Source organism: Halomonas sp. MMSF_3323, from assembly GCF_030733595.1.
In the GTDB taxonomy this organism is placed as follows: Bacteria; Pseudomonadota; Gammaproteobacteria; order Pseudomonadales; family Halomonadaceae; genus Halomonas; species Halomonas litopenaei.
In genome coordinates this window covers 203,295-225,659 of record NZ_JASHIT010000001.1, presented here as the reverse complement: position 1 = coordinate 225,659, position 22,365 = coordinate 203,295, and the positions used below count along the sequence as shown (strand labels likewise).

The 22,365-nt window shown below is 54.0% G+C and carries 18 protein-coding genes; 8 read left to right on the top strand and 10 right to left on the bottom strand.

Annotated features, from left to right (window positions below):
• Position 1: 1 nt before the first annotated feature.
• The 4 genes from RBB39_RS00990 to RBB39_RS22710 are packed head-to-tail and all read right to left on the bottom strand — an operon-like array spanning position 2 to position 4,897.
• A complete protein-coding gene (locus tag RBB39_RS00990; protein WP_306168653.1) occupies positions 2-1,177 on the bottom strand; it encodes a patatin-like phospholipase family protein in 1,176 nt (391 codons plus the stop codon).
• Positions 1,174-3,483 (bottom strand): ThiF family adenylyltransferase, encoded by a 2,310-nt coding sequence (locus tag RBB39_RS00985; protein WP_306168652.1) that lies wholly within the window; start codon positions 3,481-3,483, stop codon positions 1,174-1,176. The genes RBB39_RS00990 and RBB39_RS00985 overlap by 4 nt, the downstream gene beginning before the upstream one ends.
• Positions 3,483-4,613, bottom strand: a complete 1,131-nt coding sequence (locus RBB39_RS00980) for a hypothetical protein (protein ID WP_306168651.1) — start codon at positions 4,611-4,613, stop codon at positions 3,483-3,485. Before RBB39_RS00980 ends, RBB39_RS00985 begins: the two co-directional genes overlap by 1 nt.
• A gap of 41 nt (positions 4,614-4,654) precedes the next feature.
• Complete coding sequence (locus tag RBB39_RS22710; protein ID WP_371931848.1) at positions 4,655-4,897, bottom strand: DUF2188 domain-containing protein; 243 nt, start codon at positions 4,895-4,897, stop codon at positions 4,655-4,657.
• Positions 4,898-5,001: 104 nt separating this feature from the next.
• Between RBB39_RS22710 and RBB39_RS00975 the strand changes: the two genes are divergently transcribed.
• The 6 genes from RBB39_RS00975 to RBB39_RS00950 are packed head-to-tail and all read left to right on the top strand — an operon-like array spanning position 5,002 to position 13,462.
• Complete coding sequence (locus RBB39_RS00975) at positions 5,002-5,880, top strand: YafY family protein (RefSeq protein ID WP_306168650.1); 879 nt, start codon at positions 5,002-5,004, stop codon at positions 5,878-5,880.
• A 60-nt stretch (positions 5,881-5,940) separates the two neighbouring features.
• Positions 5,941-7,476, top strand: a complete 1,536-nt coding sequence (locus tag RBB39_RS00970; RefSeq protein ID WP_306168649.1) for a class I SAM-dependent DNA methyltransferase — start codon at positions 5,941-5,943, stop codon at positions 7,474-7,476.
• Entirely contained in the window at positions 7,476-8,645 is a 1,170-nt protein-coding gene (locus RBB39_RS00965) for a restriction endonuclease subunit S (protein WP_306168648.1), read from the top strand. The genes RBB39_RS00970 and RBB39_RS00965 overlap by 1 nt, the downstream gene beginning before the upstream one ends.
• Positions 8,646-8,648: 3 nt before the next feature.
• Complete coding sequence (locus tag RBB39_RS00960) at positions 8,649-9,584, top strand: hypothetical protein (protein ID WP_306168647.1); 936 nt, start codon at positions 8,649-8,651, stop codon at positions 9,582-9,584.
• A gap of 2 nt (positions 9,585-9,586) precedes the next feature.
• Entirely contained in the window at positions 9,587-10,066 is a 480-nt protein-coding gene (locus RBB39_RS00955; RefSeq protein ID WP_306168646.1) for a hypothetical protein, read from the top strand.
• A gap of 3 nt (positions 10,067-10,069) precedes the next feature.
• Entirely contained in the window at positions 10,070-13,462 is a 3,393-nt protein-coding gene (locus RBB39_RS00950; protein ID WP_306168645.1) for a DEAD/DEAH box helicase family protein, read from the top strand.
• Between the two features lie 295 nt (positions 13,463-13,757).
• Here RBB39_RS00950 and RBB39_RS00945 read toward each other — a convergent pair whose 3' ends face one another.
• Both RBB39_RS00945 and RBB39_RS00940 read right to left on the bottom strand, forming a co-directional pair.
• Positions 13,758-14,972, bottom strand: coding sequence for a tyrosine-type recombinase/integrase (locus tag RBB39_RS00945; protein WP_306168644.1), 1,215 nt, complete (start codon positions 14,970-14,972; stop codon positions 13,758-13,760).
• 33 nt (positions 14,973-15,005) lie between these two features.
• Positions 15,006-15,251 carry a hypothetical protein gene (locus tag RBB39_RS00940; protein WP_306168643.1) on the bottom strand — a complete coding sequence of 82 codons (246 nt, stop codon included), beginning with the start codon at positions 15,249-15,251 and terminating at the stop codon, positions 15,006-15,008.
• 761 nt (positions 15,252-16,012) lie between these two features.
• Here RBB39_RS00940 and RBB39_RS00935 point away from each other — a divergent pair.
• Together RBB39_RS00935 and RBB39_RS00930 are read left to right on the top strand one after the other, a co-directional pair.
• Positions 16,013-17,095 carry a site-specific integrase gene (locus RBB39_RS00935; protein ID WP_306168642.1) on the top strand — a complete coding sequence of 361 codons (1,083 nt, stop codon included), beginning with the start codon at positions 16,013-16,015 and terminating at the stop codon, positions 17,093-17,095.
• Positions 17,096-17,793: 698 nt separating this feature from the next.
• Positions 17,794-18,318 (top strand): hypothetical protein, encoded by a 525-nt coding sequence (locus tag RBB39_RS00930; protein ID WP_306168641.1) that lies wholly within the window; start codon positions 17,794-17,796, stop codon positions 18,316-18,318.
• A 6-nt stretch (positions 18,319-18,324) separates the two neighbouring features.
• Here the strand turns inward: RBB39_RS00930 and RBB39_RS00925 are convergent, their stop codons facing one another.
• The 4 genes from RBB39_RS00925 to RBB39_RS00910 are packed head-to-tail and all read right to left on the bottom strand — an operon-like array spanning position 18,325 to position 22,267.
• Positions 18,325-19,341, bottom strand: a complete 1,017-nt coding sequence (locus RBB39_RS00925) for a contractile injection system protein, VgrG/Pvc8 family (protein ID WP_306168640.1) — start codon at positions 19,339-19,341, stop codon at positions 18,325-18,327.
• Complete coding sequence (locus RBB39_RS00920; RefSeq protein WP_306168639.1) at positions 19,332-19,547, bottom strand: tail protein X; 216 nt, start codon at positions 19,545-19,547, stop codon at positions 19,332-19,334. Before RBB39_RS00920 ends, RBB39_RS00925 begins: the two co-directional genes overlap by 10 nt.
• Complete coding sequence (locus tag RBB39_RS00915; protein ID WP_306168638.1) at positions 19,516-19,932, bottom strand: phage tail protein; 417 nt, start codon at positions 19,930-19,932, stop codon at positions 19,516-19,518. The genes RBB39_RS00920 and RBB39_RS00915 overlap by 32 nt, the downstream gene beginning before the upstream one ends.
• Positions 19,922-22,267, bottom strand: a complete 2,346-nt coding sequence (locus tag RBB39_RS00910; RefSeq protein ID WP_306168637.1) for a phage tail tape measure protein — start codon at positions 22,265-22,267, stop codon at positions 19,922-19,924. The genes RBB39_RS00915 and RBB39_RS00910 overlap by 11 nt, the downstream gene beginning before the upstream one ends.
• Positions 22,268-22,365 lie beyond the last annotated feature (98 nt).

Here is a 22,365-nt window from a genome sequence, read left to right as displayed (position 1 = left end):
CTCACATGAGCTCTGGCCAATGCTCCTGAATAAGCGCCTTTGTCAGCTGTTCGCCGCGCAGACTCAGCTTTTCGATCCACTCATCAGGCATAGCTGAAAAATTAGTGGGGTAATCATGCGTATCTTCACGCGTCACCAGATCTTCCGGCGGAAATTCAAGGCGACTGTCACTCTGACCGAGATAAGGCACAAGGATGTTTTTCAGATGCCCTGAACCGAGAAGATCATAAAGGCGCTTCGTCGCTGCGTTCTGTGCCCGGTTATGAACACAAGTAAAGGCACTTGAAAACCTGGAAAGGAAAGACTGACTGGGTGGATCAAACCTTAATCCATAACCGGCGCGGCAACAGATAATGGAATCGATATCTGTCACATTCAGGCTGACATCTGGATGGCGATCAGGCCATAAAGGCGCAAGGCCAAGGTTATCGTAAACACCGCCATCTGTCAGAGTCACTCTTTCAACACGGCGGGAACCGTCTTTTTTATCAAAGGCCAGCTTTTCATCCAGTGCCGGCAGGGCTATAGGATAAGCAGCGGAAGCCGTCACAGCCTGCGCTAACGTGACATCATTGTTGGCAAGTTTGCCAAACCGCCAGCTTCCCGAGCTTTGTGGTGAATAGTAAAAAGCAGAACCCGTACGAAGATCGGCAGCGTTGACAATCAGAAGCGGCCCCTTTGAACAGAGGTCGGAAAGTCGTTTTCCTTTAAAAATGTCTTCATCGAAAACACGGCGCAGAATGGTTGTCCGGCTGGCAAAGCGCCGGATGGGCGCTCCCATTGTCGTTACACGCCATTCATGACGCCGTGCCGGCGGCATAAGAAACGAAAACAGCCATGTCACCCGTGAAACCAAAAAGAAAAAACTATTCACGATCAAGAGCAAAGCCCAGCAATAGACAGCGCGAAGCCCTTCTGTAGTCGTCAGAATTTTTTTGATGGAAGGTTTGACAAGTCCACGTGACAGGATACCGCGCACTCTGGTTTCAAAGTCGGCAAACGATCCTTGGTGTTCTGCATACAAGGCGCCGATCACGCTCCCGCCCGAGACGGTAGAGAGGACCTTAACCTTATCCATGACCCCCAGCTCATTCAGGGCCCGCAGGCAACCGAGATGGAACGCTATGGCGCGTGATCCACCACCTGACAGAGACAACCCGATCTTTGGTGCACTCATACCCTCTCCTCTATGCGTTCCCTGCTGCCTAGTCGCGCATCAACCTGCTCTGCATCGGTATTGGCCAGAATGATGCTGATGTCGTGCTCGCCGGCGATGAGCATCAAGGCCGGCAGCGTATCCATGTCAAACACTGCGGCCAGCCAGTCCATTTGCACTAGATCCGTGGGGCTTGGAGCTGAGCCCGATCCCGGAGGGTGAGAGTGCCATTCGCCAATGTAGCGGACCTGGCCACGCGTCCGCTCTGCTATGTGGTCAAGATAATCCTGCACACCGGACGTGCCCCGCACAAACTCGGTAGCGCCGCCCTTACTGTCGGCAGGCGCAGGGGCTGCGTTGACCAGATGAATACATTTCGCAGGTATATCAACCACGCCGGAGAGCACGCCGCCGGTTTCTGCGGGAAGCTGGTCGCCCCGCATCACCTGTATGCGCTCGATGAGTCCATGATCGATAGCGATGGTCCAGTCTCCGGCTTTAAAGCGCTTGACCGGCTCAGGTGCGCTTTCTACAAGTGCGACGGCACCGGCTTCTGACATCGACCATATCCGGATCACGCCTTCGCCTTGATCGACTGCCCGTCCAAGACCACCGGAGACAAGCCCGCTCATGGCCATCACACGGGACTCTGGGATCAAATTCGTGATCGCCCTGCATGCTCCGGTATAGGCATATGCGCCGTCCCCAGCAGCGAGATGCCCCTCCAGCCGGTCATCACGCGCTACAAGGCCAAGATACTGAGCTTCCAGATCGCGTAGGGTTACCGTGCGGTCTGCCGGCTCAGCGAGCAACACCGCCGCCGCGCCCGACGGATTGAAAAACACGCTTGCACGCCGGGCTGCCGTCATATGATCCGAGAGGTAACGCGCCGCCAGGACGGATGCCGTGGCATCGATGATGACGTCAGCGCTTTCGAGCGCTCCGTCTATCTCTTCGCGGCAATCGCCTGAAGCCATGACATTGGCGGCAAGACCGTGCGCAACCTGCCCGTTTTCGTGGATGGTGTTTTCAAGCTGCGCGGCAACCAGGGCAGCTTTGCTCTTGGTCACGTCACAATCACGTCCGGTGTGCCGTGCGATGTTGTGGGGTAGTAGCCGGTCATCGTCGACCACCGTCCAGGAAAACCGCCCTTCCCGGCCAAGGCACTCTGCAACATGCGAGCCGATAGCCCCGGCTCCCACCATAACCGCCTTGCGCTTATCAACATCACGCCTGCCACTTAGCTGGGTTGCGAGCCGGCGGTCAAACTCGTAGTGGATTTCTGCCGACTGCGCCGTGATTGCTCGCAGCGCTTCCTCATCCTGGGGCCCCGGGACTACCGCTTTGGTGTAACCTACTCTGCTGCCTTCATCACTGCGCTCGGCCTTGAACGCAATGCCAAGCGCCACCGCAATGGCACCAACAGACTGGTCGGTTACGAACGCGCGCAGATCGGTCCCATCCTGCGGCGAGCCATCAGGAGCGATCACAGGCATTTCCACGACAACGGCAAAGCGCGACAGAATGCGCCACGGCATGTCTTCAGCCTGAAGGAGCCACTCTGAAAACCGGGTTCGCAAATCCTCGAACAGGTTTATGCCCCGATCCGCAAGCATATCCGCAAGACTCCCCAGCGATTCGGGCGCAAACTGCAGACGCTGCATGTTTTCCGCCGGAATGCTGTATGAGATGAGGCAGAACGGCTCTGTATGTTTATCTGGACGCTCGCCGGGCTGCGCCGGCCGCACACGCAGAATCTGCCCTTGATCGGCATCGTGCAGCGCGACCAGATCACACTCCCCCGCGTGATATAAGACATCGCGCGAGATGACGAAGCTCAGCGGGCTGCCGAAAAGCAGAGGATCAAGGGGCTGGCGCGCATCGTGCAGCTCCCCATGCCCTGCACGCCTGAACCAGGAGAGGATACGCTCGACCAGTTCCGCAGTCGTCCAGGTTAGACGCGCTTCAGCCCAGGGACGGTCATCAATACAGATGGCTCGCGGCATACCTTCAGGCGTGAGCTGTTGATGCTCCGTGTCCGGGAAGTCTGCACGCAGCATGAAAACTAGCGGCATATCTTCGTCTTGGATAAAACAGACGCCGACACGCTCCACACGCTTGATCGGATGGACACTCTTCTGCGGCCTGCCCGTCTGGCAATCGAGAACAACAAGCTCATACTCCGAGCCACGGCGCCCTTCAACGATGGTAGCGAGGTGACCTGCGTAGCGCTCAACAAAAGAAACAAGCGACACGGCTGCCGGATACGTGAGGTTCGTGGCCGGCACCGAATCCCCACTCCCCGTCAGCCAGGCATCAATATCCATCAGCCAGCCCTCGGCGTTTCAGCGGCCGCTGTACTGCCGACCATCGGCGCCGCGAGCTCCAGCGCGATGCCTTGGGCGGTGACCATATAGGCGAATGGCTTGGGACCTGTCTTTGAGGGCTTTTCCATCGTCACCTCAAACTCACCGTCACAGTCCCTGGAGATACGCCTGTGATAAGTCGCTGCCTGCCGGTGGGGCGGTTGATCGCTCTTGTCATCCGCCGAGCCTATGGCCGGGATGGGACAGGACGGCGACACGATGCAGCTACCCTCCTCCCGCTGATCCTCGAACAGCCAACGGACATCAGGATCAGGGACAGTCTCATCGGTGCCCCGCTCCGGTCCGAGCGACAGGTAAGAGCAGTGATGCGGCAGCTTCATAATATCCCAACGCAGCCGATCCGCATTGCCGTGCCGACGGGTCGTTCGCACGATCTGGGATAGTATTTCGTAGGTCGCGTCCGATCCAAGGAACAGGCGCGATTCAGTGCCGGCTTCCTGGAACGTCGCATGCATCACGATCGAGTCTTCGTTCCGGGACACAACGGTGTTCTCATCCTGACGCCAGCCGAAAGGACTGTGAACGAAAAACTCTACCTGTCCGGGGTCGTCCTTCTCATAACCGGGAACGAGCTCTCCGGCGTCGACAATCAGGTGCTTACGCTTTTCGAAGTTGAGTCCCTCGTCCTCAAGCCATTTCTTCAACTTCCCCGGCCGAGAGAACACCCTCACCCCCTTGCCCTCGCGCAGGCGGTGCCGTGCTTCAGCGCGGACAAGACGGGCATCGTCCGTCAGGTTCTCTTCCAGGATCGCTGCCGCAGGAACCCAGAGCTCAGCGATCTTGACGCGGTCGTCGCCCTGGTAGGCCTTGGCATGCTCAAGCCAGAAGAAATCGCCGAACCCCTTACAGTGATCTCTGTCCGTGTGGGTGATGCAGACGGCATCGAAATAATCGCGACCGGCCTTGTCCAGATCCCGACGAAGCGCAGCGGGCAAATCACAGCGCTTGTCCTGCGGATCGTCGTCGCTGCGCATCGCCGCGTAATCAAAGAGGATCTTGCGACCGTCCGCAAGGTCAAGACGAAGCGTGTCTGCGTTGCCGAGGGGAAAAAAATGAATACGTGCTGTCATGTGGCGTTACTCCTAGCCTGCTGATGTCTTCCTGAGTCGGTTCAATGCTTCTTGTCCCGTGGCGGGAACGGGTCGTTGCCCGGCGCCACCGTGTCCGAGTCGCGCCATCTGCCATCACGGCCCTGGATGCGAACCTCTCCGCCACCGGCGGAGCGCAAAGACCGTTTGGCGCTCTGCTCAGCCGTACCCTGTGTCCTGTGCACGCTATCAGGCGTTGCGACGCCAGCCCTTTTCACCGCCCACGCCTTGCCATGCTTGACGACATAACGGTCATTCCCCGCCATAGCGACCTCCGATTTCCGTTGACTGCATTTCACCGATAGGATAAAAACTATACGCATCGCTTTTCGATGTCAATATAGTTTCTATACCCATCAAGGAGTCATCAGTGAGCGAAGGTTCATCAGGCTTACGCTGGGGGGTCGAAAGACGCCTCAGGTTCATAGAGTTCCGGCTGTACTGGGAGGGCGGGATCAATCGCGGCGATATTATTGGGTTCTTCGGCGTGTCCGTACCGCAGGCGTCCAAGGATCTGAGCCAGTACCAGGAGCTGGCCCCCGGCAATATGGCGTACGACAAGAGCGAGAAGCGCTATTTTGCAGCTGAAACCTTCCAGCCTCGCTTCCTGACGCCCCAACCGGATCAATACCTCTCGCAGCTGCGCCAGATCGCCGAGAAGGACAAAACGGTAGAGGAAACATGGCTATCGAATCTGCCCAACGTTGACTGCCTGCCCATACCCCACCGCAGGATCGACCCTGAGGTGTTGCGCACGATACTATCGGCGGTTCGCAACAGGAGCGCTATTGAGATTCATTATCAGTCCATGAACCCCAACCGCCCCGATCCCGTGTGGCGTGAGATCTCACCACATGCGCTGGCAAGTGACGGCTTCCGCTGGCATGTCCGTGCCTACTGCCATATAGATCGCAAGTTCAAGGACTTCTTGCTGTCTCGTTGCCTTGATTGCCGACCGGCAGGCAAGGCTAAAGCGGCTGCTAGAGATGACCAGATGTGGCATACTATTTTCACAGTACAGCTAATGCCGAACCCCGCGCTTTCAAAGTCGCAGCAAGCCATTATCGCTTCTGACTATGCTATGGATAATCATGTAATTGATATACCAATAAGGAAGTCTTTTTTATACTATTTCAAAAAAAGACTACGCTTGGACATAGCTGACAAAGTTGACAATCCGGAAGAAATACCGGTAGTGGTCGCGAACAGTACCGAATTTGAAAAAGCCTTGCAGGAAGCATCATCGTAAACTTGTTGCACCAGCAGACTAAAATTACGTTATTTTTAAACAGAACTCAGGATTGAAATAGTGATAACAGGCGATATCAAAAACCAGATTGATAATATCTGGAATGATTTTTGGGCAGGTGGCGTTGCAAACCCTCTCTCAGTTATCGAACAGATAACTTACCTGCTATTTATTAAACGCCTGGATGAGCTGCATACGCTCGAAGAGCGTAAAAGCCAGCGCCTGAATATCTCTATGGAGCGTTGCATTTTCCCGCAAGGCGAAGATGAGCGCGGCCGTCCCTACGAAGATTTACGCTGGTCTCGCTTCAAGAATTTTGAAGCCCGCGAAATGATGACAGTCGTTGATGAGCATGTCTTCCCGTTTCTAAGAACGCTGAACGGAAAGACATCCAGCTACGGTAAGCACATGCGCGATGCGCGCCTTGGCATATCAAACCCAGCCCTGCTCGCCAAGGTGGTCGACAAGCTCGACAAAATCCCGATGGAAGACCGGGATACCAAAGGGGATGTCTACGAATATATGCTGGGCAAGATTGCCAGCGCCGGCCAGAACGGTCAATTCCGTACCCCGCGCCATATTATCCAGCTTATGGTGGAAATCACCGATCCGCAGCCAACAGATGTGATTTGCGATCCGGCTGCCGGCACATGTGGATTCCTGGTTGCCGCTGGTGAATATCTCCGTGACAACCACAAGGAGATGCTGCGTGATCCAAAGCTCCGGGAACATTTCCACAACAACATGTTTCACGGCTTTGATTTCGATACGACCATGCTTCGTATCGGTTCAATGAATATGACGCTGCACGGGGTAGAAAACCCGAATATAAGCTATCGTGACAGTCTAGCCGAAGATCATTCAGAAGATGCAGGCACCTATTCGCTTGTCTTGGCCAATCCACCCTTCGCGGGTTCACTCGATTACGAAGCATGTGCCAAGGATCTTCAAAAGTTCGTCAAGACCAAGAAAACAGAGCTTCTCTTCCTCGCTCTTTTCTTGCGACTCATGCGTACCGGCGGTCGCGCGGCTGTAATCGTACCCGATGGCGTATTGTTCGGCTCATCCAAGGCACACAAAGAATTGCGCCAGATGTTGGTAGAAGAGCACAAGCTCGATGCTGTCATCAAACTTCCTTCAGGTGTATTCCGCCCCTATGCCGGTGTATCTACTGCCATCCTGGTGTTCACCAAAACTGGAGTCGGTGGCACAGAAAATGTTTGGTTCTACAACGTCAAACAAGATGGCATCTCGCTTGACGACAAGCGCGAACCGCTCCTGCCCCGGGAAAAACTTGGCCCGAAGCCTCAGCAGGCACTGACAGCCGAAGAGCATGAAAAGAATAATCTACCGGATATCTTAGCCCGCTGGGCTAATCGTGAGACGTCTGAAAACGAACGTCCGCGTACCGCTCAAAGTTTCTGCGTTTCCCGCGAAGATATTGCCGCAGCAGGCTATGACCTGTCTCTTAACCGCTATTCTGAGATAAAAAACGAAGAGACTGAGTACGACAAGCCGGAAAAAATCATTGCTGACCTCCGTAAAATAGAAGCCAAAATCGCCGAAGGCCTCAACACGCTGGAGGAAATGCTTTGATGAACTGGAGCATAGTAAAGTTGGCAGAAGTCGCTTCAATCGAGCGGAAAGGAATTAATCCTTCAGCGATTGAGTCAGGGACTAATTATCTAGGCCTGGAGAATATCGAAAGCGGCGGACGTATTATCGAGCGACAAAAGGTATTGAATGGAGACCTAGCCAGTACTAAATTCTCGTTTGGCCCTGAGCATATACTATATGGGAAACTTCGCCCATATCTAGCAAAGATAGCCTTACCTGATTTTGAAGGTGTATGTAGCACTGACATAGTACCTATAAAACCAGGACCAAGAATTGACAGAAGATTTCTTGCATACTTCCTTCGTCAGCCTTCAATGGTAAAGTTTGCCAGTTCGCGATCTACAGGCGCGAACCTACCACGTCTAAGTCCAAAGACCATTGCGGATTTCGATGTACCATTACCTAGACTTGAGGAGCAGAAGCGAATCGCAACAATTCTTGATCATGCGAATCAAGTTTATACTTTACGCCAACACGCAATAAAAAAACTGAATGATCTTAGGTTATCGCTATTTCTGGAAATATTCGACCGAGAGCTGGAATCTGGCGAGTTTGATACTCTTGGAGAACTAACTGAAGAATTCCGTTATGGAACTTCGAATAAGTCTTCTGCTGAAGGCGCGCCAACCCTGCGCATACCGAACGTGGTCGCTGGCGATATAAACTTAAGCGATTTAAAAAAGGTAAACGTTACGAAAAAAGAGCTTGATCGGCTTTCACTACGCACAAACGATTTATTATTTGTGCGCACTAACGGCAACCCGACTTATGTTGGCAGAAGCGCTGTCGTCCCCAAAAAAATAAAGAACTCTGAGCATGAAATTTCAGAATTTATATTTGCCTCCTACCTGATACGAGCACGTTTAAAGAACCCTGCAATATCAGCATTTATTCACTCCTATCTGGAATCTCCGTCCGGGCGAAAACAGCTTTTAGATAATGCAAGAACTTCCGCAGGGCAATACAACATAAACACTAAGGCTCTTGGATCTATAAAGATTCCAAAAGCTGGCAATGCCAAGATAGCAGATTATGCAAACTCATTAGTGGCTCTTGAAGAACAAAAATCGTCCTACGAGAATCATAACAGGCATCTTAAAGAACTAATACTTTCGTTACAACAGCACGCCTTCCGCAGGGAGCTTTGAATTATGCGGGGAGAAATCATCGGCATATGGAACGAATCATGGCGCGAGATTTGGGCCAAACTCGGCAAACATTCCGAGTATGGTGACGACCTTTTCCCTGATTTATACAGGGAACTGGTGCCAGAGCCTAAACCTCCAGAAGAGCCACCACCACCACGCGGCTTCACTGATGATGGTGAACTCACTCACCCTGAAGATATTGCAGCAAGGGATGAGTATTTGAGGTCTTTTACTGAATATGAAAAGAAACGGGCAGCCTATGAGGAGGCAGTAAGTGGTGGGCACCTGAGCAGACGTGCCGTTCGTCTTGCCATGAAAGAACAGGTAAAAGATGAAGCCACGGCTGTAGCAGCATTGGAAAGCGCCTACAATGTCATATCCAGCTATGATGATGAGCCTTACCGTAACCGATATTTTCAGCTAGTTGAAAATTTCCTTCAAAAATACAGCTTGCGTTATGATTTGCGTCGCCCTTTCAGCCTACACCCCACTTTGCCAGGTGTTTTCTCTCAACTTATTCGTGAATTAAAATGGTACACTGAGCGTGATGCGCACCTTCATCAATTAATGCAGGAATTTGAAGACTCCTTGCGTGACTTGAAGGGCAATGAAACTGCCACACGAATGAAAACATGCCTCCAGAAACAATTTAATCTTTTGGAAGGCATTGGCCAGAAAAGTCCCAACGTAACTGCAAACACTCTTGGCGATATATGCACTCAGGTAAACTCCTGGCCCCACGCAACTCTTAGAGAGGCTTTGAAAAAGCTATATGGCTTCCGCTCAAACTATCCTGGACTTGGCCATGCAGGAAATCATGATAGCGTACTACGCGATATTGAAATGCGCGACTTAGTATCAGTAGTTGTTGTACTTGCCGGGTTTTCGCCATATCTGACGGAGCAGATAAACTCTGACCGTGTCTACCAAGGAACATAACAATGAGTGCTAATACCCACACATTATCAATGCCGGGAGCCATGCTACAGCGTGGCTTCTGGCTTTATGTGTGGCGTGTCGATACGCCAGACGGTGAACTCCTCTATGTTGGCCGGACAGGTGACAGCTCATCGCCCAATGCAGCGCCCCCCTATGCCCGGATGGGACAGCACCTCGGCCACGTCAAGACGTCTAACGCCCTGCGCGCGCATCTTGTCCGCGCTGGCGTGGAACCGGAAAGCTGCCGGGCTTTTGACCTGATCGCGCACGGCCCGCTTTACGCGGAACAAAATGACATGGATTCTCATCGCGGGCCGCGCGACATAGTCGCTGCGCTGGAGAAACAACTTGCCTGTACATTAGCGTCAGCGGGTTATAAAGTGCTCAATACGATCCATTGCCGGCAACCTTTGGATAAGGAGATCTGGAGCATGGTAAAAGCCGCATTTATTGAACATTTCCCTGACATAAGGGAGCACTGAGCTATGGCTTCGCAATTTTCATTCGCACAAAAGGAATTTGCGGACGTATATGACCATGCTCATAAGGCTGAGCTTTTAGCACGGTCTGATCCGCGCAGTGCCTGTTTTTATGCCCGGCTGGCCTTGGAAGTCGCTGTTAAATGGATGTATCGCAGTGACGGAACTCTCCGCTCCCCTTATCAGTCAACCCTATCTGCGCATATTCATGAGCCTACGTTCCGAAGCCTGGTCGGAAGCGCCCTGGTCACAAAAGCCAAAATCATCAAAGACCACGGCAATATGGCTGTTCACGAAGTCAAGCCTGTTCCGCCTTATCGTGCCATTACAGCTGTTCGTGAACTTTTTCATTTTACCTATTGGCTTGTGCGCACTTATGCCAGTGGTGAAAAGCCTGCTACTGATATTAGCTTCTCTGCCGATGCACTGCCGGCTACAACGCAGATAGAGTCAAACACGCTCCAGAAACTTCAGGAAACAGAACGCCGCTACGTAGAGGCCGAAAAAGCACGCGCCTTAGCGGAAAAAGAGCGGTTAAAAAGCGAAGGTGAACGCTTAAAAGTCGAAGAGGATATAAAAGCCCTTCGTGCTGAAATCGACAGGGTGAAGAAAGCAAACCTGAAGATTCCTGACGATCATGACTATAACGAGGCTCAGACGCGAGATGCCTTCATTGACCTGCTGCTCGCCGAAGCAGGCTGGTCACTGGACGATGAGCGTGATACAGAGTTCCCGGTTACGGGTATGCCTAATAAATCTGGCGAAGGCTTTGTTGATTATGTCTTGTGGGGGAATAATGGCAAGCCGCTTGCCTTGGTCGAAGCCAAGCGGACCAAGCGTGATGCCCGCGAAGGGCAGCGCCAGGCAGAGCTGTATGCCAACGCCCTCGAAAAGACGTTCGGCCAGCGTCCTGTTATATTTTATTCTAACGGCTATGAACATTGGCTATGGGATGATATGCGTTACCCGCCTCGGCCAGTCCAGGGGTTTCTAAAACAGGACGAGCTGGAACTACTTATCCAGCGGCGCTCAACCCTCAAGCCGCTTGCACCTGAGAGTATCAACGGAAGTATTGTCGAGCGCTACTATCAGACCCGTGCGATCCGCCGTATTGCCGAGTCCTTTGAAAAGGACAAGATGCGAAAATCGCTTCTGGTTATGGCAACCGGCTCGGGGAAGACGCGCACGGTCATCGCCCTAACTGACCTTCTCATGCGTGCGAACTGGTCCAAGCGTATCTTGTTTCTAGCTGACCGCGTTGCATTGGTAAACCAGGCCACGAATGCCTTTAAAAAATTTCTGCCACACTCGTCACCAGTTAATCTCATCGAGGATAATGCCGGTCATGGCCGCATCTATGTCTCAACCTATCCGACAATGATGAGGTTGATCGATCAAACACACAATGGTGTGCGGCGGTTTGGAGCAGGGCATTTTGACCTGATTGTGATTGACGAGGCGCACCGCTCCGTTTATCGCAAATACAAAGCAATTTTTGACTATTTTGATAGTTTCCTGGTTGGCCTAACGGCAACACCAAAAGATGATGTTGACCGTGACACTTATGCTCTTTTCAACCTGGAGCGCGGCATCCCGACGGATGCATATGACCTGGATCAGGCTGTCGATGATGGCTATCTCGTGCCACCCAAAGCCGTATCGGTACCGCTGCGTTTTATGCGCGAGGGGATCAAATATGACGATCTCTCCGAAGAAGAAAAAGAAGCATGGGATGCTATCGAATGGGATGAAGAAGGTAGCGTTCCCGATCAAGTCGACCCTGCCGCCGTCAATAAGTGGCTGTTCAATGAAGATACGGTAGACAAGGTTCTCGAACATCTGATGACCCACGGGCTTAAGGTTGCTGATGGGGATCGGCTTGGAAAAACGATTGTCTTTGCCAAGAACCATGACCACGCGCAATTTATTGCTGAACGCTTTGATGCCAATTACCCTCACCTGGCCGGAAAATTTGCTCGTGTCATAGATTTCAAAACTGAATACGCACAATCACTGATCGATGACTTCAGTGAAAAGGATAAGTCGCCTCATATTGCCATATCCGTTGATATGCTTGATACCGGCATCGATATACCGGAGGCGGTCAACCTTGTCTTCTTCAAGATTGTCCGATCCAAGACTAAATTCTGGCAGATGCTAGGACGTGGTACTCGGCTGTGCCCAGACCTGTTCGGCCCGGGCGAGCATAAAGAAGAATTTTATGTATTCGATTTTTGCCAGAACTTCGAATTTTTCAAACAGAACCCCGACGTGACGGATGGTGCCGGTAATGACTCACTAAGCTGCCGCCTGTTCGCATCACGTGTTAATCTTGCTTCAGCAATTCAAGATCTTCAGAACGAGCATTCAACTGACGCCTTGAACGGTTTACGCTCTGCTGTGGTCGAGCATCTCAGGACTGACGTTTTGGGGATGAATATAGATAATTTCGAGGTACGCCCAAAACGTCGGCTAGTTGAAAAATTCCAGTCGCCAGAAGCCTGGCAAAAGCTCGGCCTTGATGAGCGTTCGGAGCTCATTGAAGAACTTGCCGGCCTGCCAACAGCCAATGAAGATGACGAACTGGAAGCTAAGCAGTTTGACCTGCTCATTCTTCGATCTCAACTTGCATTACTTCAGGGTGAAAGAAACTTTGAAGGGTATTCCAAAAAGATCCGTGATCTGGCTGGTCTTTTGGAAGAAAAGCGCAATGTTCCGATGGTTGCGGATGAACTGGATCTAATTCTAGAGCTTCAAACCGATGAATTCTGGCAGGATATCACGGCACCAATCCTTGATACCGTTCGGCGCAGGCTACGGCGTCTCATAAAACTCATTGAAGTTAAAAAGCGTCCGCATGTCTATACGAACTTTGAGGATGAGCTTGGCGAAGCATCAGAGATTGAGGCGCTAAACTCTTCCGTCGGCACGGATATGCACCGCTTCCGCCTAAAGGTACGCCACTTCCTGACAGATCACATGGATCACATTACGATCCAGAAACTGCGGCGCAATGAACCCCTGACATCGCAGGATTTGGAAGAGATGGAGCGCATTCTAATTGAATCCGGCACCGCCGAGCGGGAGCAGATTGAAAAACTAGAAGACGATGGTGGTCTTGGCCTTTTCATCCGCTCTATGGTCGGTCTTGATCGTACGGCTGCCAAGAAATCCTTCAATACCTTTATAGAAAAGTATAACCCCGGACCTGACCAAATTGAATTCTTAAATATGGTCATAGATTACCTAACAGAGCGCGGAGTCATGGACCCTCGCACACTGTATGAGAGCCCATTCACTGACCTGGACAGCATGGGGATCGAAGGCGTTTTCAGCTCCGCTGAAGTAGTAGATTTACTCTCGATCATCGGAGATATCAAGAGCAGAACTGCCGCGTAACAATCACGTATGCCGTCACTACAATGGGGACACAATAACCATTGTGTCCCTAGACACTATAGTTAATAAACCTCTTGCCACAAATTTGCCACAAGCTGATACGGATCAAAAAGGACAGTGGCGGATTTCTGCGGGTTTGCGGGGTGGGGATTTTGTGGCAAAAAATGACCTTATCGAGCCATCTAATCTCTTAAAAACGTGCTAAGTCATTGATTTTATTATGGTCGGAGCGAGAGGATTCGAACCTCCGACCCCTTGCACCCCATTCAACAAAAATGGCAGATTTCTGCGGATCTTAGAGGTTTCTTGCCACAGATTTGCCACAAGAATTTCCAAGCAAACCGTTAATCATACCTCTATCTTCACTTTTACCAATTTCTTCATCCGGAAACAAATGCCCATAGACGTTCAAAGTGGTCTCGATATTCGTATGCCCCATCACTGTCTGTATCTTCTTCAAATTTGTCTTGTTATCAATCAGCACTGAGGCAAAAAAATGCCGGAGGTCATAGGGCCTGTATTTCGGCTGCTCTACAATCTTACCTTCTATCTCGACAGACTCGACCAACCCTGCCTCCTCACATGCGGCATTAAAGCCTCGACGCTGCCAGTTCCGACGCGATTGCAAACCGCCATTTGACGCCGGGAATACAAGATCATGGGAGCTCTGCGGTGCATGATGATCCGCATAATGTTTAACCATGTCCAGAACTTCGGGACTGAGTTCGATAAAACGTCGCGCTGCTGGTGTTTTTGTTACTGATATTTTTGTACCGCCGCCTTCGATTGCCCTTTCAACCTGTACGCCATGATCTGAAAGGCAAGATCTAGATATGGCAAGATATTCTTGTGGCCGCATACCGGAGTCGGCCGCTAGGTAGAGCATTGGCCTGTAGCGAGTCCAAGCGTTTGCAATGGTCTGATTTTTAGCATTGGCAAGTCTATCAGCTGCACCCAGCAGCGCTAGTACCTCTTGCTTCGTCGGAACAACAACCGGCTCTTTGTAGCGAGCGTCTGCTCTAATGCAGATACCGGGTGCTACATTGTGTGGTAACACACCCCTGATCGTCATCTCCTTCATCACTGACTGGAATGAGGACAACACTTTTCCCGCAAGATCACGACTAATATCACTTTGTAGGAGCCACGAGCGGAATGCTACGACATCAGGTGCTGTGAGTCCCTGAATCTCTTTATCCCACTCATAAGCCTTTATAAACTGCGCACGATATTCGTAGTTTTTTAGCGTATAGGATGTTACCGGCTCTCTGCCATTCAGCCCTTCTTTTTCGCAGATCCGCAGCCATTTCTCTGTAGCCTGACGGACAGTTTTTATTTCGCTTTGGTGAGCTGTACTTGCTTGCTGTGTTTTCCCGCTTTCAACGAAGGCCTGTGCCTCCTTTCGTGTTTTAAAGGTGGCATAGGCATAGCCTGTTTTCGTTGATTTGCTCGGGTAGCGTACTTGGTATGTCGTGCCGTTCCTGCCTACCCTCTTTCTAATATCTGACATTAAGCCGAATAATTGAACATAGACTCTGTAAAATCAAGTCTTATCTCTATTATTAAAACTGTTTTCCGCTTCCACCTGAAGCTGTCTATAAATTTTCACGAGCGTCCCTTTCTCAATTTTTAGCCTTCCCTCGATTGGATCGACAAAAAACGGCAATTTCCGTTGACCTGTCGCGTCCTTATCGGCAGCGCGTTTCATTTGTCGTTCATTCAGTGAAACACCTATTTCCGACAATACTTTGCGTGCTTCTTCCAGGCCAATATATTGAGGCTGCTTCATATTCGAACCCTCTTCTATGACATTGAACAGTGATTACAGCTTATACTCGTCAGCCGCAGACCGGTACGGTCCTGTGCTGTATATTTTTGAGACATCTGGGTATACTTCATCACCAAAACCATTAGTTGGATTGATATATAACGTTGCTCCCTGCGAATATCTAACAGCATGATCTGACTCAAGCTCGCATAGCTTTTCAAACAAAGCCTGCCGTATATCGTTTATTGTCATCTCGCCTTTTACTTTAATCTGCATATTAACCAACCCTTGGTTGTTTCCATAATTTAATAATAGCTATTTAAATCTTAATTATCTATTAACTAAATATTCATCTAGCCTAATATTTGTTGTGGATGAGAAACTTACACACTTTACTGAGGACAGCCGTACTTCCCTGCTGGCATTGTCCTAATACACATCCTTATTTAACGATCTTGTCGCCTCATCTGATCCGCTCAGGCGGAGCCGGCTGTGTGTTTGATGGCGCAAGAGGCCGAGACAAGGAAGCCCCCACACAGCTCATGTCAGCGTCAGAGCATGAACAAGCCTTTTGCCATTTTGCCGCGACTGATCAGGCTGCGTGATGCGCCGGCCTATCTGGGGATGGACCGCAACCGGTTCAACGCGGACGTACGGCCCTTCGTAACGGAGGTGCCGCTTGGCAAGCAGGCCATAGCCTTCGACCGGCTTGAGCTGGACGCCTGGGTGGACGATTATATTCAGTGCAACGGGCGTCCCGGTCGATCAAGAGGAGAGACGACATGGGACGCAAAGCAACGCCGGGGCTCGTCAAACGAGGCGGGATCTGGCACATCGACAAGCGAATCCGTGGACGGCGCATTTGCCAGAGCACTGGAAGCGCTGAAATCGCAGAAGCGGAGCGATACCTCGCAAGGCTAAGCGAGGAAATCAGACAGGCCGAAGTCTACGGCGTACGGCCCACAAGGACGTTCGAGCAGGCCGCTGCGAAGTTTGTGCTGGAAAACCGGCACAAGCGGAGCCTGGACAGCGACATCGGGCGGCTCAAGCTACTCATGCCATGGATCGGTCACCTACCGCTCCATAGACTGCACCGTGGCACGCTGGAGCCTTGGATCGAACACCGGCGTCAGGAAGGCGTTTCAGCCGGCACGATCAATCACGGTCTGAAGGTAGTGAGGCGTATCGTGAATCTCGCGGCATCGGAATGGGTTGATGAGTACGGGCTGACCTGGCTTCAGGCACCTCCGAAAATCAAGCTGCTACCGGACACAGACAAACGCCGGCCTTATCCCCTTTCCTGGGATGAGCAGGAACGTTTGTTTGTAGCATTGCCGGGGCACTTGGCCGCAATGAGCCTGTTTGCGGTCAATACCGGCTGCCGTGACAGCGAGATTTGCGGCCTGCGCTGGGACTGGGAAGTGGTGATCCCGACCCTTAAAACGTCTGTTTTCATCGTACCCGGCCAGCACGTTAAGAATGCCGATGACCGGCTGATCGTGCTCAACCGCACTGCTTTGTCCGTTATCGAGCAGCAGCGGGGCAAGCATGAGACGCATGTTTTCGCCTATCGAGGCAACCCGGTGGCACGGATGCTCAATAGCGGCTGGAAGCGCGCCCGGTGCGCTGCTGGCCTGCCGCAAGTGCGGGTGCATGATCTAAAGCACACATTTGGCCGCCGTCTCAGGGCGGCCGGCGTGAGCTTCGAGGATCGTCAGGATTTGCTCGGGCACCGCTCCGGACGGATCACGACGCACTATTCAGCAGCGGAACTGACGCGCCTGATCGAGGCGGCCGACAGTGTGTGCGAACGGGAGAGCAAGAGGCCGGAACTGGTAGTTTTGCGCAGACTGAGCGTTTCCTAGCCTCACGCAAAATTCACGCAGGTACAGTCGGAAAAGCAAAAAGGCTGTGTAAGTAACTGATAGTGGTGGGCCCAGCTGGACTCGAACCAGCGACCAAGGGATTATGAGTGCTGTGAGTCCACAAGCCACGACCGCGCCTGCCATGCGGTTTTCTATATTTTTCAAGCTATTGCCGGTTTCCACGACGAGTCTGCACCCTACTGGTCACCGCTCATCAGCAACCAAACAGCAACCACAGGTACAGTCGCCAACGCTCCTCATCCCCCTCATTCCAACGCAAGTTCCTCATTCCAAATTCAGTCGGCCTCTCTTATACTAGGCCGCGCAGTCGGGTGCTGCCCCCGGGTGACTGCTTCTAACTCGAATAGGCAGCAAGTCTGGGCTCCCCATACCCGGCTCTTCATGAGACTTGGGGGATGTTGAGGAGGGGTCAATGCAAGTACCCGATTCAACGCGCTCAGCTGGCTGGATTGCTAAGGCAGGTGTATTCACTACTGTTTACACTGCCGCAGCGACTGCCCTACCTCCATTGGGCGCAGTGGTTGTTGCCGCAGTAGTGTTGCTCATCATCGCCAAAGCGTAAGGCCATCGTCCTGGCCGACCTCTGTCGGCCAGGGCACCCAGCTCTGTTGAACCCTCTCAGCCTTAGACAGTGCCAGTACCCGACAGGTAGTGCCAGAAGACGAATGAGAGGCAACATGAATCTAGAAGTCCCCAGCAGTGACTATCCCAACCCGAGTGTGGTTGAACTTGCAGAAGCCTTCTACCAGGTCAGTGTCACTCCCGGTTGCCCAGTGATTCCCTCAATCGTAAATGCGTGCCTGTCGATCGAACTGAACCTAAAATCGCTGATGGTGAAGTACAAATACCACAATCCGATTCGAAGCACCGCAGTGATTTCAGGAGAAGAAATAGAAATCACCTCTGGCCAAGTTATCGGCGATAGAGCTCCTCAAGCGAGCCATAAGCTCAGTCAGCTACTCAACAAAATTCCCACTGAGGTGCTGCCTGAGTTTGAAAAAACACTTGCTCAAGTACACTCGCTTTCTATAGCAGAGCTGGAAAATCTATTGCAACCATTCGACAGCGCATTTGTAGATTTTCGATACGCTTACGAAATGCCTTCGAAGGATCTTGATCTACCTGGATTAAGGCACGTGACTGACATCGTTCATGAGACGGTTCAGAACATGCCTACACAAACGATCCTACCGATCCTATAGCTTCAATCACGGCTGCTCGGCCTGTACCCCGCTGGTGTAGCCCCGCGGCGTGATGCGGTGTGATACCTCCGTCACCAGCCATTCCTGGTTGGCGCCATCGGGGAACCCACCGGTGGTCAGGCGTCCCTCGGCAACGATTTCTGGTCGTCCTGGCATTGTCAGCTGCAAGGTGTTGCCACCCCTGGCTCTCTGCTTCAGCTCCGTCTCAGCGGCCTTTCTGGCCGTGGCCTCGTCCGGGTACTGGTTCTGTAGCTTCCGAAGTGGCTTCCCCTCTCCTAGGGTGACGGTCTCTTCCCTCGCCAGGGTCTGGTTCCACCAGGTGGCCTCGACGCTACCCAGGATCACCCGCTGCGCCAGGGTCACGGTCCACTGCGTCACCTCGGCGGGCGCCAACTCGATGACCGGCAACGCCTGCCCACCGCCCGCCGTTATCGACTCCCCCCTGTGCGCCAGCAGCAGCTTGCCACCCGCAGGCTTGGCGATGGCGTCGTAATCCCTGGCTACACGGGTCAGCAGGTTGATATCTGATTCGCTGACCTGGTCGATGTGTGGCAGCACGATCGCCCCCAGGCTGGCCGCGACGGCCGCTTCAAGGCCGTGCTCTTCGGCGATCAGCGAGACCATGCCGCCGAGCGTCGTACCGCTCTCCCAGGGGCGGGTCTTCTGCGTCTGTAGCGTTTCCCGGGTGGAGCCCTCCCCCGATTCACTGACCGACTGAGGCGTAGCCCTGGCCACGATGGTAAGTCGATCAGGCGGCCCTGCCAGGTTGAGCTCATCCACCACGAAGAGGCCCTTGTCGACCACCACCCCGTCATAGCCGATCGATACACGCAGTTCGGCGCCAACCGGTGGCAGCTTCAAAGGGTTCAGGGGGTCGTGATTGGCCAGGGTGATATCCACGCTGTCCGACTTCAGCCCGGTGGCGTCGATGATATTCATGCTCACCAACCGATCAGCGATCATGTCGGTGATGTCCTGCTCGTTGGCCTCGACGCGGTAGGAGGGACGAACGTTCAGTTCCATAGGCTGACCCCTGCCCTCGCTTCGGCAACGTGCTCCACGTCCGGCAGGATGATGAGGATCCCCGCCGGCAGCAGTGGGCCGGCGTCCGCCAGGTGCCGATTGGCTTCCAGCACCTGCTCCGTCAGCCGCGCGTCCTGACGCCCGTAGTAGCGCCAGACCACCAGGTCGACGGTATCACCGTCCCGGGAGCTGTAGACTTGCGCCATCGTCGTACTTCCTCAGCTTGAGGGTGAATGCCTGCTTTCTCGGCAGCCCGGCCCCGAGGAACACCGACTGGGTTTCGGTGATGCTCTCGATGCACCAGCGCCCCAACAGCCGCCCAGTGCCGGCGACCATCAGCAGTGGCTGACCTGTCGCGGCGAGTGATCGCATCTCGTTGAGCTGGCCGAATCCACCGCGGTACTTCGGGTAGATCACCCCGGGCAGCGAGATGACATCCTTCCCAGGGCCAACGAATTGCAGTGCTTCGCGTTGGCCGATCCGTTCCTGTGCGCCCCAGCGGTATTCCGTTGTGCGATTAAGCGCCTGGTAGGCCGCCGTCGATACGCTGAACACATAGGGTCCCAGTCTCATCATGACGTCAGTGATCATGGAGCGCTCCACGCAGGCTCTGCAGTCGCTTCTGCTCAATACGCTCAGCAACACGCTCGGCAAAGTCATCGCTGTCTTCACCTGGTTGCTGGTGAACGTTGATCTCGTAGGTGTCCTGGGTGCGCACGCTGGTGGTGGATCCCCCACGCGGTGCCACGTCAGGAATCGGCATAGAAGCGGTACCCAGGCTATCCGGCGGTAACGGCAAGTCGTTAACCCCGCTGGCCGTGCTCGGTGCTTCCGTGCTGGCCAGGGAGTGGCTGAGCTCCCGGGAAGCCGCCGCCGACTCACCCATCCCCAGAAACTCCTTGAAGGCATTCCACTTACGCTGAATCGACTCGAACCTCTCTCCAATCCAGGCGACGGCATCGCCGATGGCCGCCTTCATGTCCTCCCCGAGCTCGGTGAAGAAGTCCCGGATGGGCTCCCAGTTGCGCGTCACGATGGCAATGGGGTTCCAGCGCAGTGCGTACTTGATCACATCCACGGCGGTCTCGATCTGCCAGGCGGCCAGGTTGATAGCCCAACCAATCACCCGGCCAGCCGTCTCACCCGCATCAGCGAAGGCGACGAAGGTATCTCCCGCGTGGGTGGTGGGACTGACCATACGCTCCACCCACTCAATCACCCCGCCTATGGCGTTGCCGATCGGCGCCAAGGCCTCCTTGACTCGCTCGAAGGCGCGCTGGGCGGGGCGCGTCGAATACTCGATGCTCGACCACAGCTCGCTGAAGAACGCCGTCAGAGGGTCCCAATAGCGATGGATCAAGATAGCGGCGCCAGCAACCGCAACACCAATACCCGCGATGGCAAGGCCCACAGGGTTCAGCAATGAAGCCAGCGATACCGCCCGAATCTTGCCCACTGCCCACTTCGCCGCATCACCCACGGCGTAATAGGCCTCCTTGGTTCGCAGCAGGCCACCCTTGAGGAAGGTATAGGCGTAGCCACCCACTACAGCCGCCGCCGTGGCGCTGACCACTGCACCAGTGCCACCGACAACCGCCTTCGCCAGTAGCGGATACTCCTGGATCAGCGTGTCCACCGAGCGGATCATCCCGGCCAGGGCATTGCCGCTGTCGGTGAAGGCGGGCAGCAGGATGTTGCCGACAGAGATGGCCAGCGATTCGAGGGCCGAGCCCAACTGCTTGACCATGCCCCGGGCATTGTCATTCTGCTTGGCCGCGACCTCAGCGGAGGTCCCAGCCTTGTGCAGGGAGTCCTCATATTCGTCCAAGGCACCGCTGGCAGCATCGGCCATCAGCACGTGGGCAGCACTCAGCGACTCCAGGCCGAACACCGTCGACAGGATCTCGCTACGGGCAACACTTCCCATCCCCGCCATGGCGGTATCCATGTCGGCGAGGATGTCCGACATGTCGCGCATATCGCCGTTGGCGTTCTCGATCGAAACGCCCAGCCCCTGAAGAATCGCGCCAGCCTCCTTTGGCGGATCCTGCAGGCGGGAAAACATCGCTCGCAAGGCGGTACCGGCCTTCTCCCCCTGAATACCCGCGTCACCGAGCTTGCCGGCCATCGCTGCCACCTGTTCGATGTCGGCGCCAGCCGCGGCGGCCACCGGTCCGACATAGCTCATCGTCAGGCCCAGGGATTCCAGGGTGGTATTGGACGTAGTGAAGGCATTGGTGAGAACGTCACCAAGGCGTCCAGTCTCGTCGGCTTCCATGCCGAACTGTCGAAGAACATTGGACGTGATGTCCGCGGTTCGGCCAAGGTCAGTGCCCGCAGCGCTGGCCAGGTTGAGCATGCCAGGCATGGCGGAGACCGTCTCATCGACGCTGAATCCCGCCATCGACAGAAACTGCATACCCTCGGCGGCCTGACTGGCCGACCACTCGGTGGTTGCCCCCAGCTCACGGGCGGTGTTGGTGAGGCGCGCCAATTGCTCATCATTGGCACGCGAGACGGCGCCAACGCGGCTCATCGCCGCCTCGAAGTTCATCGCGGCACGAAGCGGTGCGCCCATGGCAGCGCCCGCGACGGCCACGCCAAACAAGTGGCCACCCAGCTCACCCCGGCGCTCGAGGTTGGCATCTTGCGACGTCTTCAGGCGTGACAGGCGCTGCTGCTTCGCCCGCAGTCGGTCAATCTCGTCACCGAGTTCAGCGTATCTCCGGCGCAGGCCATCGACGTTGCGCCCTTCACGTCCGAAGGTGCTGATCGAGCGCGCCAGGGTCCGCTGGCGATTCTCAGCCTGTGCGATGGCTGTGCCCAGCTCACCCAGCTTGCCCTTGGTACGGCCGATGGCACTGGTGAAGGATCGCTGGACGGTGCCACCGATCTGGATCGTCGCGTTGAGCTTCTGATTAGCCATCCTGGTCTCGCTTCGGCAACCCGTCTATCCACCAGCAGAAGCGGGACGACGGCATGTTCAGAATTTCCCCTTCACCCCAGCCAGTGTGGGAAGCCAGC

Coding starts and splice junctions, on each gene's coding strand:
- RBB39_RS00990 (WP_306168653.1), bottom strand. CDS start 1,177: ATGAGTGCACCAAAGATCGGGTTGTCTCTGTCAGGTGGTGGATCACGC.
- RBB39_RS00985 (WP_306168652.1), bottom strand. CDS start 3,483: ATGGATATTGATGCCTGGCTGACGGGGAGTGGGGATTCGGTGCCGGCC.
- RBB39_RS00980 (WP_306168651.1), bottom strand. CDS start 4,613: ATGACAGCACGTATTCATTTTTTTCCCCTCGGCAACGCAGACACGCTT.
- RBB39_RS22710 (WP_371931848.1), bottom strand. CDS start 4,897: ATGGCGGGGAATGACCGTTATGTCGTCAAGCATGGCAAGGCGTGGGCG.
- RBB39_RS00965 (WP_306168648.1), top strand. CDS start 7,476: ATGAACTGGAGCATAGTAAAGTTGGCAGAAGTCGCTTCAATCGAGCGG.
- RBB39_RS00960 (WP_306168647.1), top strand. CDS start 8,649: ATGCGGGGAGAAATCATCGGCATATGGAACGAATCATGGCGCGAGATT.
- RBB39_RS00955 (WP_306168646.1), top strand. CDS start 9,587: ATGAGTGCTAATACCCACACATTATCAATGCCGGGAGCCATGCTACAG.
- RBB39_RS00950 (WP_306168645.1), top strand. CDS start 10,070: ATGGCTTCGCAATTTTCATTCGCACAAAAGGAATTTGCGGACGTATAT.
- RBB39_RS00945 (WP_306168644.1), bottom strand. CDS start 14,972: ATGTCAGATATTAGAAAGAGGGTAGGCAGGAACGGCACGACATACCAA.
- RBB39_RS00940 (WP_306168643.1), bottom strand. CDS start 15,251: ATGAAGCAGCCTCAATATATTGGCCTGGAAGAAGCACGCAAAGTATTG.
- RBB39_RS00935 (WP_306168642.1), top strand. CDS start 16,013: ATGGGACGCAAAGCAACGCCGGGGCTCGTCAAACGAGGCGGGATCTGG.
- RBB39_RS00930 (WP_306168641.1), top strand. CDS start 17,794: ATGAATCTAGAAGTCCCCAGCAGTGACTATCCCAACCCGAGTGTGGTT.
- RBB39_RS00925 (WP_306168640.1), bottom strand. CDS start 19,341: ATGGAACTGAACGTTCGTCCCTCCTACCGCGTCGAGGCCAACGAGCAG.
- RBB39_RS00920 (WP_306168639.1), bottom strand. CDS start 19,547: ATGGCGCAAGTCTACAGCTCCCGGGACGGTGATACCGTCGACCTGGTG.
- RBB39_RS00915 (WP_306168638.1), bottom strand. CDS start 19,932: ATGATCACTGACGTCATGATGAGACTGGGACCCTATGTGTTCAGCGTA.
- RBB39_RS00910 (WP_306168637.1), bottom strand. CDS start 22,267: ATGGCTAATCAGAAGCTCAACGCGACGATCCAGATCGGTGGCACCGTC.